Annotated in this window: 18 protein-coding genes and 1 tRNA gene; 3 read left to right on the top strand and 16 right to left on the bottom strand. The window is 40.3% G+C overall.

The features are described 5' to 3' along the window. Nucleotides 1-87 precede the first annotated feature (87 nt). Nucleotides 88-768, top strand: a complete 681-nt coding sequence (locus H9Q79_RS13800) for a response regulator transcription factor (RefSeq protein ID WP_022024520.1) — start codon at nucleotides 88-90, stop codon at nucleotides 766-768. Beyond that, entirely contained in the window at nucleotides 765-1,922 is a 1,158-nt protein-coding gene (locus H9Q79_RS13805; RefSeq protein WP_118644274.1) for a sensor histidine kinase, read from the top strand. The genes H9Q79_RS13800 and H9Q79_RS13805 overlap by 4 nt, the downstream gene beginning before the upstream one ends. A 110-nt stretch (nucleotides 1,923-2,032) precedes the next feature. On the opposite strand, the gene H9Q79_RS13810 is transcribed toward H9Q79_RS13805, so the two are convergent. The 14 genes from H9Q79_RS13810 to H9Q79_RS13875 all read right to left on the bottom strand — a co-directional run bounded on the left by H9Q79_RS13810 (nucleotide 2,033) and on the right by H9Q79_RS13875 (nucleotide 13,822). Next, nucleotides 2,033-2,266, bottom strand: coding sequence for a hypothetical protein (locus tag H9Q79_RS13810; protein WP_249328534.1), 234 nt, complete (start codon nucleotides 2,264-2,266; stop codon nucleotides 2,033-2,035). Nucleotides 2,267-2,435: 169 nt separating this feature from the next. Continuing rightward, nucleotides 2,436-2,678, bottom strand: coding sequence for an SdpI family protein (locus tag H9Q79_RS18540; RefSeq protein WP_334298964.1), 243 nt, complete (start codon nucleotides 2,676-2,678; stop codon nucleotides 2,436-2,438). Between the two features lie 39 nt (nucleotides 2,679-2,717). Beyond that, nucleotides 2,718-3,014: a hypothetical protein gene (locus tag H9Q79_RS13820; RefSeq protein ID WP_009263534.1), complete on the bottom strand. Its 297-nt coding sequence runs from the start codon at nucleotides 3,012-3,014 to the stop codon at nucleotides 2,718-2,720. A gap of 10 nt (nucleotides 3,015-3,024) precedes the next feature. Continuing rightward, complete coding sequence (locus tag H9Q79_RS13825) at nucleotides 3,025-4,023, bottom strand: DUF6017 domain-containing protein (protein WP_118644272.1); 999 nt, start codon at nucleotides 4,021-4,023, stop codon at nucleotides 3,025-3,027. Between the two features lie 90 nt (nucleotides 4,024-4,113). Continuing rightward, nucleotides 4,114-5,022 (bottom strand): ParB/RepB/Spo0J family partition protein, encoded by a 909-nt coding sequence (locus tag H9Q79_RS13830; protein WP_118644270.1) that lies wholly within the window; start codon nucleotides 5,020-5,022, stop codon nucleotides 4,114-4,116. Then, nucleotides 5,012-5,797 carry a ParA family protein gene (locus H9Q79_RS13835; RefSeq protein ID WP_118644394.1) on the bottom strand — a complete coding sequence of 262 codons (786 nt, stop codon included), beginning with the start codon at nucleotides 5,795-5,797 and terminating at the stop codon, nucleotides 5,012-5,014. Before H9Q79_RS13835 ends, H9Q79_RS13830 begins: the two co-directional genes overlap by 11 nt. Nucleotides 5,798-5,812: 15 nt before the next feature. Then, a complete protein-coding gene (locus H9Q79_RS13840; RefSeq protein WP_118644268.1) occupies nucleotides 5,813-6,688 on the bottom strand; it encodes a ParB/RepB/Spo0J family partition protein in 876 nt (291 codons plus the stop codon). 407 nt (nucleotides 6,689-7,095) lie between these two features. Continuing rightward, nucleotides 7,096-7,167 (bottom strand) — tRNA-Arg (locus H9Q79_RS13845). A gap of 339 nt (nucleotides 7,168-7,506) precedes the next feature. Next, entirely contained in the window at nucleotides 7,507-8,382 is an 876-nt protein-coding gene (locus H9Q79_RS13850; protein ID WP_118644266.1) for a DUF3881 family protein, read from the bottom strand. A 41-nt stretch (nucleotides 8,383-8,423) separates the two neighbouring features. Further along, on the bottom strand, nucleotides 8,424-9,710 hold the full coding sequence (gene serS, locus H9Q79_RS13855) for a serine--tRNA ligase (protein WP_249328536.1): 1,287 nt from the start codon (nucleotides 9,708-9,710) through the stop codon (nucleotides 8,424-8,426). Nucleotides 9,711-9,845: 135 nt separating this feature from the next. Further along, the gene (locus H9Q79_RS13860) at nucleotides 9,846-10,361 is read right to left on the bottom strand and encodes a DUF4446 family protein (RefSeq protein ID WP_118644264.1); all 516 of its coding nucleotides are present in this window, start codon (nucleotides 10,359-10,361) and stop codon (nucleotides 9,846-9,848) included. 15 nt (nucleotides 10,362-10,376) lie between these two features. Next, nucleotides 10,377-11,318 carry a ParB/RepB/Spo0J family partition protein gene (locus H9Q79_RS13865; protein ID WP_118644262.1) on the bottom strand — a complete coding sequence of 314 codons (942 nt, stop codon included), beginning with the start codon at nucleotides 11,316-11,318 and terminating at the stop codon, nucleotides 10,377-10,379. Then, nucleotides 11,318-12,088, bottom strand: a complete 771-nt coding sequence (locus tag H9Q79_RS13870) for a ParA family protein (protein ID WP_118644260.1) — start codon at nucleotides 12,086-12,088, stop codon at nucleotides 11,318-11,320. Before H9Q79_RS13870 ends, H9Q79_RS13865 begins: the two co-directional genes overlap by 1 nt. 759 nt (nucleotides 12,089-12,847) lie before the next feature. After that, a complete protein-coding gene (locus tag H9Q79_RS13875; protein ID WP_249328537.1) occupies nucleotides 12,848-13,822 on the bottom strand; it encodes an alpha/beta hydrolase in 975 nt (324 codons plus the stop codon). A 152-nt stretch (nucleotides 13,823-13,974) separates the two neighbouring features. On the opposite strand from H9Q79_RS13875, the gene H9Q79_RS13880 reads away from it, so the two are divergent. After that, nucleotides 13,975-14,928: an alpha/beta fold hydrolase gene (locus H9Q79_RS13880; protein WP_249328538.1), complete on the top strand. Its 954-nt coding sequence runs from the start codon at nucleotides 13,975-13,977 to the stop codon at nucleotides 14,926-14,928. A 113-nt stretch (nucleotides 14,929-15,041) separates the two neighbouring features. On the opposite strand, the gene H9Q79_RS13885 is transcribed toward H9Q79_RS13880, so the two are convergent. Both H9Q79_RS13885 and H9Q79_RS13890 read right to left on the bottom strand, forming a co-directional pair. Then, a complete protein-coding gene (locus H9Q79_RS13885; RefSeq protein WP_249328539.1) occupies nucleotides 15,042-16,460 on the bottom strand; it encodes a DUF4340 domain-containing protein in 1,419 nt (472 codons plus the stop codon). Continuing rightward, nucleotides 16,460-17,941 carry a GldG family protein gene (locus tag H9Q79_RS13890; RefSeq protein WP_249328540.1) on the bottom strand — a complete coding sequence of 494 codons (1,482 nt, stop codon included), beginning with the start codon at nucleotides 17,939-17,941 and terminating at the stop codon, nucleotides 16,460-16,462. Before H9Q79_RS13890 ends, H9Q79_RS13885 begins: the two co-directional genes overlap by 1 nt.

The following is a 17,941-nucleotide window of genomic DNA, read 5'->3' on the forward strand; positions in this document are numbered from 1 at the left end:
GCTCCTTTTTGTTGTATTGTTGACCAGCTGACTTTGGTATTATACAATATAGGTTGTAAAATTATTGTTAAGAAGCAGGAGAACATTTTGAGATTATTAATTGTTGAGGATGAGAAACAAATATGTGATATGGTTGCAAAGAGTCTGTATGCTGCCGGTTATGAGGTGGATACCTGTTATGATGGGAAAGAGGCTCTTGAATGTATACTGTCGGAGAATTATGATCTGATAGTTTTGGATTTGAATCTGCCGGGGATGGATGGCATGGAGCTTCTTAAGGAGCTTAGAAAATACAATGATGAAACTAAGGTTTTGATATTATCTGCAAGAGGTCAGATTGCTGATAAGGTAGAGGGACTGGATGCAGGAGCAAATGATTACATGGAAAAACCATTCCATCTGCAGGAGCTTGAGGCACGTATCAGAAGCCTGACAAGAAGGAAATTTGTACAGAATGATATATGTCTTAAATGCGGAGAAATAAAGTTTGATACGATTAAACGCGAGGCATATGCAAAGGAAGAGCCGGTTCCACTGACAAGAAAAGAGAATGGTATTTTGGAATATTTACTTATCAATATAGGCAGACCGGTGAGTCAGGAGGAGCTGATAGAGCATGTGTGGGATGCCACGGCAGACAGCTTTAGCGGAGCAATCAGGGTACATATGTCTTCACTTAGAAAAAAGCTTAAGGCGAAGCTGGGATATGATCCCATTCAGAACAAGGTAGGTGAAGGCTATAAAATACGGGAGGAGTCTGACAGATGAAAAGAATGTCGCTACAGTGGAGACTTACGTGCATTACTACATTGTGTATTGCTATTATATGTGGCTGCCTGACTATGTTTGTCTATAAAAATGGTGTGCATTACATCGATTCTCTGCAGGATGCGGTAGAGTCACAGTGGGATGAAAAAGGAAACAAATCAGATGAAATATATATCAGCATACCAGACGATAAGTGGGATGAGTTTGCGGATGAATTTTCGTTTCAGGTGTACAATAATAAGGCCGACTATAAAAGAAACAGTCTGATAATCACGGTTTTGCTGGCGCTTTTGGGAGGTGTCGTCACTTATTTTATAAGCGGGCATGCACTCAGACCAATCAGGGAGTTTTCAGATAAAATTGAAGAGGTACAGGCTCGGAATCTGTCTGATTCAAGAATAGAGGAAAACAATGTTAAGGAACTGAACCAGCTGGGTATTTCTTATAATAAGATGCTTGAGCGTCTGTCGGAAGCATTTGAGATACAGAGACAGTTTACTGCAAATGCAGCACATGAGCTGCGTACTCCATTAGCGTTAATGCAGGTACAGCTTGATTTATATAATTCTGCCTCTCACCCGGGAAATGATGCAGACACTTTGCAGACCATAAAAATGGTTACGGAACAAAATGATAAATTAAACAGGATGGTAAAGACTCTTCTTGACATGAGTGAGCTTCAGACGGTGGGAAGGGATGATAAAATTATATTGGATGCTATTGTTGAAGAGGTTTTGGCAGACCTTGAGCCTCTTGCCGTGGAAAAGAATATAAAGCTGATTGGAAAATGTGAGGATGCCACTATGATAGGCAGTGATATCCTTATTTACAGGCTTGTATACAATCTGGTTGAGAATGCCATCAAATATAATCATCCGCTCGGACAGGTTACAGTAACCGCATATCAGAGAAACAAGCATGTTTATCTGTCTGTAGAAGATACGGGAAGCGGAATACCAAAGGAGCTTAGGGAGAGAGTGTTCGAGCCATTCTTCCGTGTGGATAAATCCAGAAGCCGGGAGCTGGGTGGCGTAGGGCTAGGTCTTGCTTTTGTCCGTGAAATCGTTAGAGTACATGATGGCAGTATTTGTATCAAATCAGGCAAGACTGGGGGAACGATTTTCGAGGTGACTTTTGCACAGCATTCAATGTAGCGTTCCATTTTACACATTTGTCAACGCTATTAAAACAGATTTGCTAAATGAGAAAAATAGAATAATTTGTTATTTGACTGAGAATAATTTCTTCTCAGCGTTTCCGACAACTATTTTCTTTCCTTTGACACCTTCTCACTTATTCTCTGATAGATTTCCTTTATCTCTGCGTCATTTTCCCCATTTACAACTAATATTTTTCCATCTATGTTCACGACAACATATGAATGGCAGGAGGCATGAGTATAGCGGATATAATCTCCGAAGATATCGTTTTTGAAGTTACCCATAGCATACTTCAGGTTTCCAAAACCATTAGTTCTGTAATCATTATCGTTCTGCAATACATTTTCTTCATAAGAAATACTATCAATTTGCGAATACTCCCTGTATAATCATTCCATCCTTTTGCTTCAATGTTAAAATCACGATCATTACAACGAATCTGAATGCTTCCCCAAAACAAAGTCCATATAGTAAACACAATAGCGGAAATTGCGATGATCAGATATATCACACTTTTTTTGTATTATACTGAATTTTTAAGCCTTCTCCGGTTGCCAGCTTTTTCTTATAAAAAAAGTAGGAGTAGAGAATGCTAATGATTGCAGCTGCCATAATGCTTATAATATACACAACCAATGCAGCCATGCTTTCCCCCAAAAGTCCACAAAGCATACATAAAATACCTGATGCCATCCATAATTTGCCGCTAAATCTATGTGTTTCCCTAAAGTGGAGAGGCCCTATTTTCATCTGAAATCACTAAGACTCTTTCAACTATCATCATCTTTTTTAACCTAAAATCAATGCACATATTTTTTCTCTAAGCAAGTCGATTACAGTATCTATAAATTCTCCAGCAAATAAAATAGAAATCAGAACACCTCCCATACAAGCCAGAAAAGCTGCCTGGAGCCAGTCTTGGTAACAGATCACTGTTCCTATGAGCAACGCCATAATTCCGAATCCCAATATCTTTTTTGCGATTGCCACCATATGTACCAGCAGCTTCACTCCGGCACCTATGATTGAAATGATGAACCACAATGGAACCAATAACACTCTTCCTGCCAATTTTAAAATAACCATATCCATCCTCCTATCTTACCAGCCACGGCATATCATGATTTACCTCTGCTCTGTAATATCCGTTTATCGTTGAAGGGGCATTGAACAATGCCGCAAGTAAATATTTCTTGATATTCTTGATTTTACTCGTATTTCCTTCCAGACAATGCAGCACATACTCTACATGGGAATAATCCAGCTTCATGAATTTTCCTCTTACTAAAGCTCCCGAATACCAGTTACTTGCAATCAATACTTTATCACTCTTGCACATGACAGTCTCTACGATCAGATCCACAATTTCATCAATCTGATTTTTGTCATGAGGATGACTCACTAACAAAGAATCATAATCCAGATTGTCTTTGATCAGAGATTGATACGCATGTAACGTTTCCATCTCATCCTCTTCGGATCCTATCCCATCTGCAGATACGATATGATTAGATTTATTCTCACTAAGATTAGTATTGTTAATATTAGTATTATTAGAGTTTGAAATGTAAACTTCTTGAAGTTTATTTTCGGGACTTCTTGAAGTTTGTTTTTGGGACTTCTTGAAGTTTGAAATGTAAATTTCTTCTGTCTCTTCTTCCTCTACAGAAGTTTGATTTGTAAACTTCACCATCTTTGATTTTTCTTTTTTCTCTTCCTCACATTCCTCCTGAATAAATGATTTTACATAGATGATTGTAACCTTTCCAAATCCCTGCCTACGCTTTTCAATCAAACCTATCCCTTTTTCATCATCCAGCTCCTGAAGAGATTTCACCGCTTTATTTCTGCCACAATTCAATAATTCCATGATATCTTCAATGGAAAAATAGATATATGCCCGATTTTCTTCATCAAACCACTGATTCTTAATGGATAAAGACATTCTGTCCAACATCAAACCGTATAAGATTTTCGCATCACTGGAAAGATCCTTAAAACAGTCATTGGTCAATAACGCTTTGGGTATTCTGTAAAAACTAAACTGGTCTGCTTCTGTTCCATAAAAATATTTAAAATTCATTTTTTTGTCCATATATCTTCCTCCCTTCCTTTCTCTCATAGAAGTCCTTTTTTTAAACTTCTGTATCTCTTCTTTCTTCGGGTTGTCTTATTTTGACACCCCTTATTCCTGTTCTCTTTTCCATTGTTCCAGTAATGCCTCAATCACCTTTTCCATATCCGTTTCCGAATAATCTTCCGGAAAATACTTTGTGAGCTTCTTTCCTGATAACACCACTTTTCGTTCAGGTGCTTTTACTGCTATACAGCTATTAAAAATCGAAATCATAAATCCCTGATTCACAGTTCCTTCTTCCAACTGTTTTCTCAAAGCTGTAATCTGCTTTGGTTTGATAAATCCTGTATCCCGGATATACTCGTAGATCCATTTCTGCATCTCCTTATCAATATAGGAAATATCAACGGCAATGGTAAAATTCAATTTTTTTGCATCTACCATATCTAATAATTCTGGAATCAATTCTGTAAGGCGAATATAGCGCTGAATTTGTTTTGAACTTTCTCCAACTTCTTCCGCTAAAACATCACGCGATACCTTCCCAAAATTCTGGTCATTTTGACCAGAATTCTTCTGAGACGGTCTTCCAGCTTGTCTCTTCATCGCATCCAGTTTCATCTTATAAGCAAATGCTTTTTCACTCGGAAGTAATTCTTCTCGTTGAATATTGGCATCTACCATAGCAATGACCGCATCATCATCCGATAGTTCTCTCACGATTGCAGGAATTGTTTCCAATCCAGCTCTAACAGCCGCGTGCATTCTTCGATGACCTGAGATCATCTCATATCCATTTTCACCATCAGATCTTAATAAAACTGGTGTCAATACCCCGTAGGTCTTTACACTCTCTACTAAATCTGCCATCTTTTCATCATCCAATACTTTGAAAGGATGATCTTTAAACGCATGTATTCTGTTGATTTCTATTTCCATTGCCGATTCTTCATTGACTACTCCCAGCAATTCATCAATGCTTGTCAATTTGATTTTTTCTCCACTTCTACCTTTCATTTTCCAAAACCTCCTGCGTCAGATTTTCATAAGCCATAGATACTTTTCCATTTGGACAATGACAATAAATACTTTTTCCTTCCGCACTTGCTTCAGCTACCTTAACTGATAGTGGAATGACATTTTCAAAGATAGAAATCTTAGATCCATAAGTTTCTCTCACTCTGGAAGCAATATCTTTGGCGTAATTAGTGCGAAAATCCACCATTGTCAAAAGAATTCCCTGTATCGTCAGCTTCCGGTTCAATCTCTTCTTTACCATAGAAATAGTCCTGATCAACTGTTGAAGTCCTTTAACCGGCAGATATGCAGCTTGTACAGGTATCAGAACCGTATCAGAAGCTACTAAAGCATTGATAGTCATCATGCCTAAACTCGGCATACAATCAATCAAAATATAATCGTATCGTGATCGCATCGTATCAATATATTCCTTCATGATCAGTTCTCTGCTCATTACATTACTCATGGTTACTTCCAAAGCAGATAACTCAATATTGGCCGGTAGGAGATCCACTTGTTCCTCATGATGTAAAACGCCTTCTTCCTCAGCAATTTCCTCGTCATTGATAATATTCATCATAATAGTTGCAAGTGTAGTTCCAATATCATCCGGTTCTACATATCCAAGACTTGCAGTTAAACTTCCCTGTGGATCCGCATCGATCAATAACACTTTTTTTCCTTGTCTTGCCAATCCTACCCCAAGATTTAAAGTCGTTGTACTTTTTGCAACTCCGCCTTTCTGGTTTGCTACTGAAATTACTCTACACATACTGTTTTCCTCCATTTATTTCTCCCAATTTTCATTCTGCCAGATTTTCAACAATGCTATAATTTCTCGTTTCATCATGGCGGGTGTATATCTGCTTGGAAAATATTTGTGAAGCTGCTCATTTGTAAAAGCAACTCTCGTGATCTCACCTTTTTTTATCTCACTCATAATTTCCTGCATCTTCTCTAATGTAAGTTGGTTTTCTTTACTTAACTTTTTAATCCGTTGTGCCTGTGATAAAGACGGAACAGCCTGAGCATAATCCATAGCTTCCAACAATTGTTTTTGCTCTTCTTCCTTCAACACTGAAATTTCAACTGCCGGATTAAAAGATATCAATTCATCATCCAATTTTTGTAAAAACTCCGGTATTAGTTTCGTTAATGAAATATACCGTTGTACCTGTTTCGGACTATCACCACATTCTTCACTGATAATCTCCACTGTTCTCTTCTTTTTCGTTTTGTGGTCTATTTGGCCTTTTTTCCTGCCTGATTTTCTTTTCAGTACATCATTTTTCATTTTGTAAGCAAAAGCCTTTTCACTAAAACTGATTTTTTCTCTGTGCAGATTGGAATCTACCATATTCAAAATAGCTTCATCTTCATTCATTACACGAATTATTACCGGTACTTTTCGATACCCCAGTAACTCAGCAGCATGTCTTCTCCGGTGTCCCGCTATAATCTCGTAAACTCCATCTGGTACAGGTCTGACAATCAATGGAGTGAAAATTCCGTACTTCTCAATACTTTCTTTTAATAAATGCATCTCATTATCATCTTTCACTTGAAAAGGATGATTTTTAAAAGAACGGAGTCTTTCAATCTCAATTTCAATGATCTTCTCATCTTCATTCTTCTGGATAAATTCTTTCGTTACTTCCGTCATCATTTCCTCCTTCTTCGGTCAGACTAAAAAATGCTCGTCTGGATCCGATTATTCTTGAAATCAGTTCCAAACGAGCATCTCGTTTTCTATTAGCTACAGCTAATATATTTCTCTATTGTTTCAGCCAATATATGTTTGCAAATTATATTCTGCAAAGGATTTTTCCTTTTATTTACTGTATTTTACATCCCTAAATCACTGGTGACAACAGATACTTCCCCAAATGTTAGCAATATCTCTGATACAGTCTGTTTGCAAAACGCTATTTTTTATTAGCTGCCAGCTAACAATTATTTCATTGTATTAGCTGAAAATCATCCTCAAAGCAATAAAATCATGCATTTTTCTTATCAAAAAAGCGCCCCATTATTTGCATTTCTGCTAATAATCGAACGCTTTTGACTGGCCGTCTCGTATAGGAATCGAACCTATAATTTAGTCTTAGGAGGACCATGTTATATCCATTTAACTAACGAGACAAAATGCCATTTTTCCTTGAAAACACGCGGTTTTCCAGCTTTTTGGTAATGGCAACCTTTATTTAATTATCAGCTTTTTTCAAGCTGTTAATTACTATTATTTTTCATGTTGGTGACATCAAAGCACTCCCCTTTTAGGGTAACACCTTTGTGTCAATTTTTACCCTTCTTAACTGGATTCGAACTCGAAAGTTTTTTCCAGAAGTGATAACCTTGGTTCCTCCTTAGGAGGCGGACGCTCTATCCTGCTGAGCTACAGAAACTTATCAGTTATCGGGCATTTTTAATGCCCGATAACTATCATACTATAAATCGTTCTTTTTTTCAATGGGAAATCTATCAGAAATTTATCATTCCCTGAAGCCAAATCACTCCTTTGAACCTACGCCCCACTTCCGGGCTGCCCAGCAGATCCTTTTCGTTAATACAGATATCCAATGGAATATCATTGCTCATGAGCCCCAGCTGGTACAGCTTCTCTCCTGTCTGTGAATTGACAGTCGTATTACAGTCGGTTATTTCACCCATAAGATTATACTGGTCACATTCAATCCCATAAGGCATAAAATAGGAATCTACTATTGTATATACATCCTCATGCTGGATTCTCCGGGATATCATCGTATACATATCGATGTCTTCCATGGTCAGGCTCTCCATCGCGTCTTCATCCCCGTTCCGGGCTGCAGCGATCAGTGAATTTCTCTGCTGGGACAGCTTCTTATCCGCCTCTTTCTGTTCTACATTCTTCGATACAGGAAGAAGGATCGTACCCGATGCGGCCAGCCCCGACAGTGTCAATGAGGTCTGCAGTTCTCTCAGCATCCCGTTCTGCCGCACATTCATATAATCTCCTGCATTCAGCAGATAGAAAATCAGTGAGATGCCAACCCGCATATCATCACAGGCGCCGGCATAGGATTCTTTTCCCGCATGGCGTTCTACAACAATTTCCTCATAGGACGTGATCTGAGAACCTGAAAAATAGGGGAAATAATACTCCATCTGAAAATTCTCATCTTCATCATATTCTCCACAGACAGTGATTCCGCAGTCATACCCATATTCCTTGGAAATCTCAGCAAATAGGTGATGATCTTCGTTCTCAACAATTTTCTTCCTGTCATAATGATCTCTCACATCCGCCAGTAATTTATCCAGCTCGCTTTTTTGATCCAGGTTTGTAAAACCAATAGATTTTAAATATTTATGCATATTGGCACCCCCTTTCTGTTATTTTTTTCATCATTCGCCTTTTATTTGCCCGGCACCAGCTTTTCTTTTCCTCCCATGTAGGGCTGAAGGACTTTTGGAATGCTGACTGTCCCGTCGGCACACAGATTGTTCTCCAGGAATGCGATCAGCATACGGGGCGGGGCAACTACTGTATTGTTTAGTGTATGCGCGAGATACTTTCCGCTTTCCCCCTGGACACGGATTTTTAATCTTCTTGCCTGGGCGTCGCCCAGGTTAGAACAGCTTCCCACTTCAAAATACTTCTTCTGCCGGGGAGACCATGCCTCCACGTCACAGGATTTTACCTTCAGATCGGCAAGATCCCCGGAACAGCATTCAAGCGTACGCACCGGTACGTCCAGAGAGCGGAACAGGTCGACAGTATTCTGCCACAGCTTGTCATACCACTGCATGCTTTCTTCCGGCCTGCACACCACTATCATTTCCTGCTTTTCAAACTGGTGAATTCTGTATACACCCTTTTCCTCCAGTCCATGCGCACCTTTTTCCTTACGGAAGCAGGGGGAATAGCTGGTGAGAGTCAACGGAAGCTGATCCTCCTGTATGATCTGGTCAATGAATTTTCCGATCATAGAATGTTCGCTTGTCCCAATCAGATACAGGTCCTCTCCTTCTATTTTATACATCATGGCTTCCATCTCAGAGAAGCTCATGACGCCTGTCACAACATCACTGCGGATCATAAAAGGCGGCACACAGTAGGTAAAACCACGGTCAATCATGAAATCTCTGGCATAAGAGATCACTGCCGAATGGAGCCTGGCGATGTCTCCCATTAAATAATAAAAGCCGTTGCCGGCCACGCGGCGGGCGCTGTCCAGATCAATTCCATTGAAAGACTCCATGATATCAGTATGATAGGGAATTTCAAAATCAGGAACCGCCGGATCTCCGTATTTCTGGATCTCCACATTCTCACTGTCATCCTTGCCGATCGGTACAGATGGGTCAATGATCTGCGGAATGAACATCATCCGCTTTCTGATCTCTTCCTCCACTTCCCGTTCACGGACTGTCAGAGCTTCTATGCGGTCGCCGGAAGCTGCTATGTTCTTCTTCACTGCCTCCGCTTCTTCCTTCTTCCCCTGCCCCATTAATTTTCCGATTTCTTTGGAGGCTTTGTTCCTCTCCGCACGGAGGGCTTCTACCTCCTGCTTGATTTCGCGGTTTTCCTTATCCAGTGCGATTACCTCATCCACCATGGAAAGCTTCTCATCCTGGAATTTATTCCTGATATTCTGCTTTACAATATCCGGGTTTTCTCTTAAAAATTTAATGTCTAACATAATTTCCTCCTGCTGCCGGATACAGTCCCTTTCCGCATTCTGCGTTTCCCATTCCGGCGTTACTTTTTATCATATAATAGTGTCTTCTGTTTTTCAAGTACAGAATCTTATTTCTAAAATAATTTTTCGCAGAGTTTACATAATATCCTCATCAATGTCGTTAACTGCATTTTTTAATGCTTCAACCTCTTCATCGCTTAACATAATATAGGATTCACCTTTGACAATTTCTTTTAAATAAAGAAAACAATTATCCCGGCTGTGTATTGCATCTACGATAAAACCAGTGTTGTCACTGTCCAGCATGGCCAGCGCAAAGCTTAATTTACCTCCCACGTCATCAAACGCATCATATTTCACTATCCCGTATTTGTTTAATGTCTTTTTATACTGCTTTTTCAGATTATGGATATCATACTGATGATTATCGCTTTGGCTCCCCAATTTGTCAATTTCTTTGAACTTTTGGGAAAATGCCCGTTCCATGGACTGTCCGTCTTTTCCCTTCATGAAGCTATGATATTTTCTGCTCAACCGGCTCAGGCGAATGGACATACTCACTGTGATCACTGTCAATACAATGACCAGAATAATCAGCAGAAGGACAATCAGTCCCATATCCACACCCATCTTTTCAAACAGTGCGCTCATTTGTAATTCTCCCCTTTATTTTATTGTTTCAAACAATTCAATGATTCGTTCGAGTTCATCCTGTGAATAATATTCGATTTCTATTTTCCCCTTATTATTTTTATTTCTCTGAATGGACACCTTTGTGCCCACGATTCCTTTTAATTTTTCCTCTAACGTCTGGTATATAGCCTCTGTCTGAGTATCCATGTTTGTTTCTGTTACCCTTTTGGGGTTCAGAAGCTGTTTCACAAGTTTTTCCGTCTCACGGACGCTGAGCTTTTCGTCAAAGATCTTCTGGGCAGCCATATACTGCATTTCTGGATCTTCCAATCCCAATATGGCCCGGGCATGTCCGGTGGAAATCATCTCATCTACCAGCATTTTCTGCACCCGTTCGTCTAATTTCAGAAGACGCATGGAATTCGTCACAGCCGTACGGCTCTTAGATACACGTTCCGCCACTTCATCCTGTTTGAGATTAAATTCTTCTATCAAACGTTTAAATGCGTGAGCCTCTTCAATTGCATTAAGATTTTCTCTCTGTATATTTTCAATCAAAGAGATCTCAACCACTTCCTGAGGCGAAAATTCTTTAATGATGGCCGGCACTTTTTTAATTCCGGCCAGCTTGGCTGCCCGCCAGCGGCGTTCACCGGCAATTATTTCGTAGTATTTTCCTTTTTTCTGAACCAGTAGAGGCTGCAGTACACCGAACTGCTTAATGGATTCAGAAAGCTCCATGAGCGCGTCTTCATCGAAATCTTTTCTAGGCTGCTCACTGTTCGGTACGATCTCAGATAATTTAAGGAAAATGTCAGCGGGCTTTTCTACAACCTTTTCCACAATTTTTTCAACAACCTTTATTTCCGGCTCTGGATTCACTGACGCATGATCTGTTGTACTGCGGGGCATCTTCTGGGGAATTAACGTCTCCAGTCCCTTTCCTTTATTGAGTCCTCCCTTTCTAACTGCCATTATTCCTCATCCTCCCTGTTCATCACCTCATCAGCCAATAAGCGGTAGCTTTCGGCCCCGGCTGATCTGCTATCATATTTATTAATAGGAAGCCCATAACTGGGCGCCTCGGCTAACCTCACATTCCTTGGAATAATTGTCTTATAAATCTTCTGATTCAAATTATCCTTAACATTCTCCACTACCTGAAGAGATAAATTTGTGCGGGCGTCATACATGGTAAATACGACCCCCTCCATCTCCAGATCTGGATTAAGCCGTTCCTGAACCAGTTCAATTGTATGCATAAGCTGGGCAAGTCCCTCCAGCGCATAATATTCACACTGAATCGGAACCAAAACGGTATCTGCAGTTGTCATTGCGTTAACTGTCAGCATATTCAGGGAAGGAGGACAGTCAATGATAATAAAATCATAATGATCCCGTATCATATCAATCTGTTCCTTTAATATGTACTCCTTATTGTCAACGCCGATAAGTTCAATTTCAGCACCTGCCAAATTAACATTGGAGGGAAGAAGATCATGATTATCAAAATCCAAATGAAGGATACATTGCTCCAGAGAACATTCTCCTAGCAGCAGCTCATATACCGTATACTCAAGCTCATTTTTTTCAACGCCCAATCCACTTGTCGTATTGCCCTGAGGATCTATGTCAATTGTCAGTATCTTCTTTCCATATTCGGCCAGACAAGCCGATAGATTAATCGCTGTGGTAGATTTTCCCACACCACCCTTTTGATTTGCAATAGCAATTGTTCTGCCCAAAATACTACTCCTTTCTTACCCTACGCGGATAAAAAATAATTATCCTGTACGTCAGAGCAGGAGGGCACAACGGCTCTCCATATATGTAGTCTTACTATCGATTATTATATCATTCCTTAACTGGAATAGCTACTGGAAATGTTTCACGTGAAACATTTTCTACATATTATATAAAATTATCGTGTTTATAAATCATATTATGTGGTTTTAAACTTAAGAAAACATAGATAAGCATTGCTAAAACTTTTACTAGTATTCACCTACAAATTTAGTCCAATTAGATATATGTGGAAAGCAGTATTATACCAACTGAACACAAAAATTAAATTTGATGTTTCACGTGAAACATCAAAATCTTATAAAATATTATAGCTGCTATTTTGTTTTAATTTAAGTATATACTTTAGTCTTTTTGTAATACATTTTGCTATTCTCTATTTGTTTACATACCTAACTATTATCTGATTTGACTATATACTACAATAAATCTTCGCTTATTAGAAAAATCAGGGGTAAATATAATCATTCAGCCAAAATATTTTTTTCTTCTTTCAATATAGACAACTGAATAAGCCCGCCAGAAGGCGGACTTATTAATAATACTTTTTTAAGGCTGTCACTGAATTACGTTATCAGAAAGTCCCTATACTTTATTAATTAAATCAAATAAAATTTTTAGTCACTCTCAAATCAAATATTTATCAGAAGACAATGAAATATCAGAAGGCAATGAAATAATTTACTTTATCCAAATAAATATTATTTTGTAAGCGTTGAATCATAATCATTACATTTATATTTGCTGTTTTTATTAAATGTTTTTCGCATAAAATCGATTCGCATATTAATACTTTGCCTGACTATCTCACTATCCGGAACTATATCATATCCATGCATCGTTCCCCTTGTCTCATTCAATTCAACCGATACACCATCACCCTTGAGTCTTTCTGCATATTCCAGTGCTTCATCGTGAAGGCAATCAAATTCTGCTGTTTCAATATACGTATCCGGCAGGTTTATAAGGGATTCTGCTTCCATCGGAGAGGCATATCTGTAATCCGTTATACTCTTATCTGCTAAATATAAATCCCACATTTTTCTCGTCAATTCACTGTTCCAGACCGGAGTATCCGTATATTTTCTCATTGACTCCGTTTTCATCCTACGGTCAAGTGCAGGGTATATTAGCATTTGAAAAGACAGACGTTTTCCAATCCTGTCTCTGGCCATCATTGCGACAGATGCCGCCAGATTCCCTCCGGCGCTGTCACCTGCGACTGCTATATTATCCGCATCTATCCTCAAATATTCAGAAATTTCCATTGCCCATTTTAGCACTGTATAACCTTCTTCTGCAGCGACAGGAAATGGATTTTCCGGCGTCGTCCCGTAATCCACAAACAACAACTTACAAGGAGTAAATAAGCAATAAGAATGTGCAATATCATATCTATACTTTGCAGACTTCAGTATAAATCCGCCGCCGTGAAAATAAATCAGGCAGGGCAATTTTTCTGTATGCCCCACCGGTTCATAAAGCATAAGCCTTATTTTTCTTCCTCTGTCATCCGGAATTTTCTCCACTGATATATTTACAAGTGAATCCGACCGGATACTTCTGAATACCAGCTCCAGATAAAAATTTGAAATAGGGAGAAGAAACCTATTGATATTGAACTGCATATTTGCATATTTTTTAAAATCCTCATGGATTGGATATTTGCCCATCATTTACCGCCGATCATCTATTAATTTGTGTTATCTTTCTATTATAATGCCCAAATTTCAAGAAAGCAATAAGCTTCGCCGTCCTAAAAATTTATTGTAAGTAACAGACATTTCGATTATAATAGATACAAACGAATAAAGGAGATGAGTGCTCTATGAAAGACCATAGAAAGAAACTTGTTGCCATAGCCGCACTGACTATATCCACAACTGCCGCAATACACGCATTAAACCGTTTTATAGAAAAAACTGCCATAGCTAAAAATCTGATGAACAAAGGAAAAAACTCCACATTCCAATGGCGTTTTGGAGATGTATATTATACTAAAAACGGTTCTGGCTCTCCGGTCCTATTGATCCACGAGCTGACCCCCTGCAGTAACTCTCACGAATGGCACCGAATTGTAAATACTTTATCCGAAAAGTATACTGTCTACAGCCTGGATTTGCCCGGCTGCGGTTTATCCGATAAGCAGAATATCACTTATACCAATTTTTACTATGTACAATTAATTACAGAATTTGCTAAATCAGTGATTGGATCTCCTGTAAGTGTACTGGCTACCGGACTTTCAGCCTCTCTGGCAGTCACCTCCTGCAATTATGATCCACAGCTTTTCCGAAAATTAATTCTGGTCAATCCTTCTGATCTAAGGACTCTGAGCCAGATCCCGACCAGGAAAAGTAAGGCTGCAAAGGCATTGCTGGAGCTCCCTTTAGTCGGAACACTCCTGTATCATATGATTGTGTCCCGCAGCCGTGTGGAACGCGAGTTTACAGAACGGCTGTTTGCCGATCCCTTCCAAGCGACAGCGACCAACATAGATATCTATCATGAAAGCGCCCACCGTGCCTGCAGCCGCGGTAAATATCTCTTATCCAGCATCATTGGCAATTACGTATATTTCAACATCGGCCATGCCCTGAAATCTATTGATAACGATATCATCATAATAGGCGGAGAGTCCCAGGAAGGAATCGCTGAAACAGCGGCGGCTTATAAAGCCATAAATCCGGCAATTGAATCAGTGATTATCCCTAATACCCGGCATCTGCCCCAGATGGAAGACCCAGGGGCATTCCTGGAACAGTTGAGGATTTACCTGTAAAATAACTAATGGGATATATTAAAAGAATGACAGACTATACGTTAAAACATATCAGGGCCGCCTCATATGCTTACTCTGAAGCATGACTTGAGACGGCCCCTTTTTACATTCAATTACTCAAAAATTGCGAGATAGCTCTCTATTAGATTCTTTACTGTATTCTTATTTACCAGTCCCGGACGGCCTTCTGTGTCCACAGACAGATAGAAGTTCTCATTATAGGGAGTGAATATAACTTTATGATTCCCGCCGTCCGTATACACTTCGATTGTCAGCTCAGGACTCCCTTCCGCAGTCAGTGACAGATCCTTACTCTGTGCCGCCATATTGCTGAAGGCGCTGAAAAAGGAATTCACCTTATCCGCATTCAGTTCTTCCTCCCCGCTGGTATAAGTGGCAGCTGTTTCTTCAGTTTTTCTGAAAATTTCCCTTGTCTCACCCTGATACGTTATTTCCATTTTATTGACCTGGCTCACGGAAGTATATCCAAGGCTTTTGCTCCAGAAATCCTCCGCCTTTACATCAAGTATTCCGGTAAAGCTGGATTCTGACATCAGATGGATCTGGCTGGACTGGCCGACACGCACATAGTAATTGCCCTCTTCATCCTGCGCGCCCACATAAATGTCCAGCTCTTTAATCACTGTCTCATTCTGCGCTTCTTCATCACTTTCTCCGCCGGAGCTGTCCGTGGACTCACTTTCTTCCGTTTTTTCAGCTTCAACCTCCTCCGTATAAGTGACATGTATGACAGCCGCCGGATACTCCAGGCCATACCGTCCCAGATCTTCCGTTTGAATATCTGCCAGGCCGGCAAATGTCATCCCTGCTATTGTGGAATTCAAGGTACTGACCGTCTGATATTCCGCAGAATACCCCTTACCGGTATTATCTGAAACCTGCCAGTTACTTGAATCATCCTTTGTGAGAGTATAGATGTTCCCGCCATTATTTACTTCCACCTCCGTGATATTCGTTGAAGTCACCGACGGGAAGCTTTCGCTCTGAGCCAGATCCATCAGCGTATCAGGAAGAGCCTCCTCACAGTCTGTTCCTGTCACATAGACTGTAGATTTATCCTCATTCATATAAAGATAGGTGTCGCTCGTATCCTTGTTCTTATCTCCGATATGAAGTGTCACCTGATTCTCATCAGAACCTGTGAGAGTTACACTGTTCACTGGATCATCCAGTCCGTATTCTTCCAGGCTGCTGATATCCGTCAATGTCCTGTCTGCAGTAAGCCCGGTAAATGTGGTAATCAGTGTGCTCATTTTCTCCTGATCCACAGGAAAATCTACTTCATCCTCCTTTTTCCAGGTATCTCCTTCCTTTATAAAGGAATATTGCTGTCCTTCGACAGTGAACTGTATCCCGGTAGCTTTCTCTTCTCCAATTCCTATCACCGATTCCGCCGTTTCTGTCTCTTCCTCCTTCTCCATATTCTGATTTTTTAGAATGAAATACAGCGCAAGAAGGAGAGCGAGAATCACCAGGCAAGATGCCGGTGCGATCCATTTCTTTTTCTTCATCACTGTTTTCTCCTCTTCATCCAGATTCCAAAACCAATTAACAGAAACGCGGCAGGTATCACCCCAATCATTACCACTTTCCATACGCTTGCCATACGGTCCGTATAACTCAAATAACTGACCGAAAAGCTCTTACTCGGTATTGAAAAAGAAGTATTTTCATCCATTACACATAGTTTTGTCAAAATACTGGTCAGGATATCCGTATTTCCGCCAGAGACATACTGATCCAGCTCGTCGCTGACGATGCTTGAAGATGAGAAATACACCAGTTGTGTCTCATTTTCGTCGTCCACATCTTCCGTCACAGAGACTCCTACGTCAAACACTCCCTCTTCATCCCCGGACTCTTTCTGAAAAGATATCTTTCCATCGTTAATCTGCTTCACATATCCGCTTCCGGTGGTAGTAAGAAGACTTTCAACCGTCAGGCTGTCACGGTACTCCTCCAGAGTCCCGATTGGCTGTGCATCCTGAATCAGCGCATAAGTATCGTCCGCCAGCCCTGAAAGGACGGCAGAACCCGTGCCCACTTCCGGAAGCATAACATCAGGCCTCTGGGGATAGTAGTAATTGCTGTTTCCTTCCATCACAATCCCGTCATTCCTCTGAAGTCCATAATTAGTCAGTATAGATTCCAGATTTGGCATTTTTTCTTCAGTATAGTCAGTAAGAAGCAGTACCTTTCCTCCACCCTCCATGTAAGTCAAGATCCTTTCCGCTTCTTCTGCCGACAGATCCTTAGCAGGAGAACAAATCAGAAGAGCGGCCGCGTCCTCAGGCACGCTTTCCTCTGTCAGAAGGCTTAAATCCTTCAGCTCTATATTGTTCTTCTGAATAGCATCCGTCAGATTACTCCCCAGCGATTGTTCATTATGTCCCGTCAACCGATACAACACCGGCAGGCTGTCGCTGACCACATAGGCGATCGCGCTTGTTACCTGGCCTTCCCCGTCAAAGCCGGTTGTCTGGTAGCTATAAGTATAATAGTTCAGCTCCTGTTCCAGCATATCAGAAATCCCCACCACGCGGCTTTTCTCCCCGCTGGCCACAATGATGCTGTTTTCTTCCACCGTCTCATCTGTGTACTGTGAAGTAAATGTGGGGTGAAGGTCAGGATCAATTTTTTCTACCTTTAAATGAGAGGATAAATCCTGGTACCGCTCCAGCATTTTACTCACATATTCATTTTCGCTCCCATTTCTGACAATATAATACAGCGTCACATCCTGGTTCAGGTTCTTCACCAGATTCTTTGTATCATCTCCTATGCTGAAAAGCTTCTGCGAGCTGACATCAATCTGCGTCGCGCTGGTGGGCAGCTGTCCGAATACCAGATTCAGGACAATCACGAGAGCTATGATAATCACCGTCATGGCAGAGGCATAAGAGCCATGCTTCAGATTCTTTTTGTTTTCTTCACCTGTCATGGAATTTTTGATTTTGTCTTTTAAGTTAATATTTTTAAATATATTCTTCAC

Source organism: Wansuia hejianensis (assembly GCF_014337215.1).
Taxonomy (GTDB): domain Bacteria; phylum Bacillota; class Clostridia; order Lachnospirales; family Lachnospiraceae; genus Scatomonas; species Scatomonas hejianensis.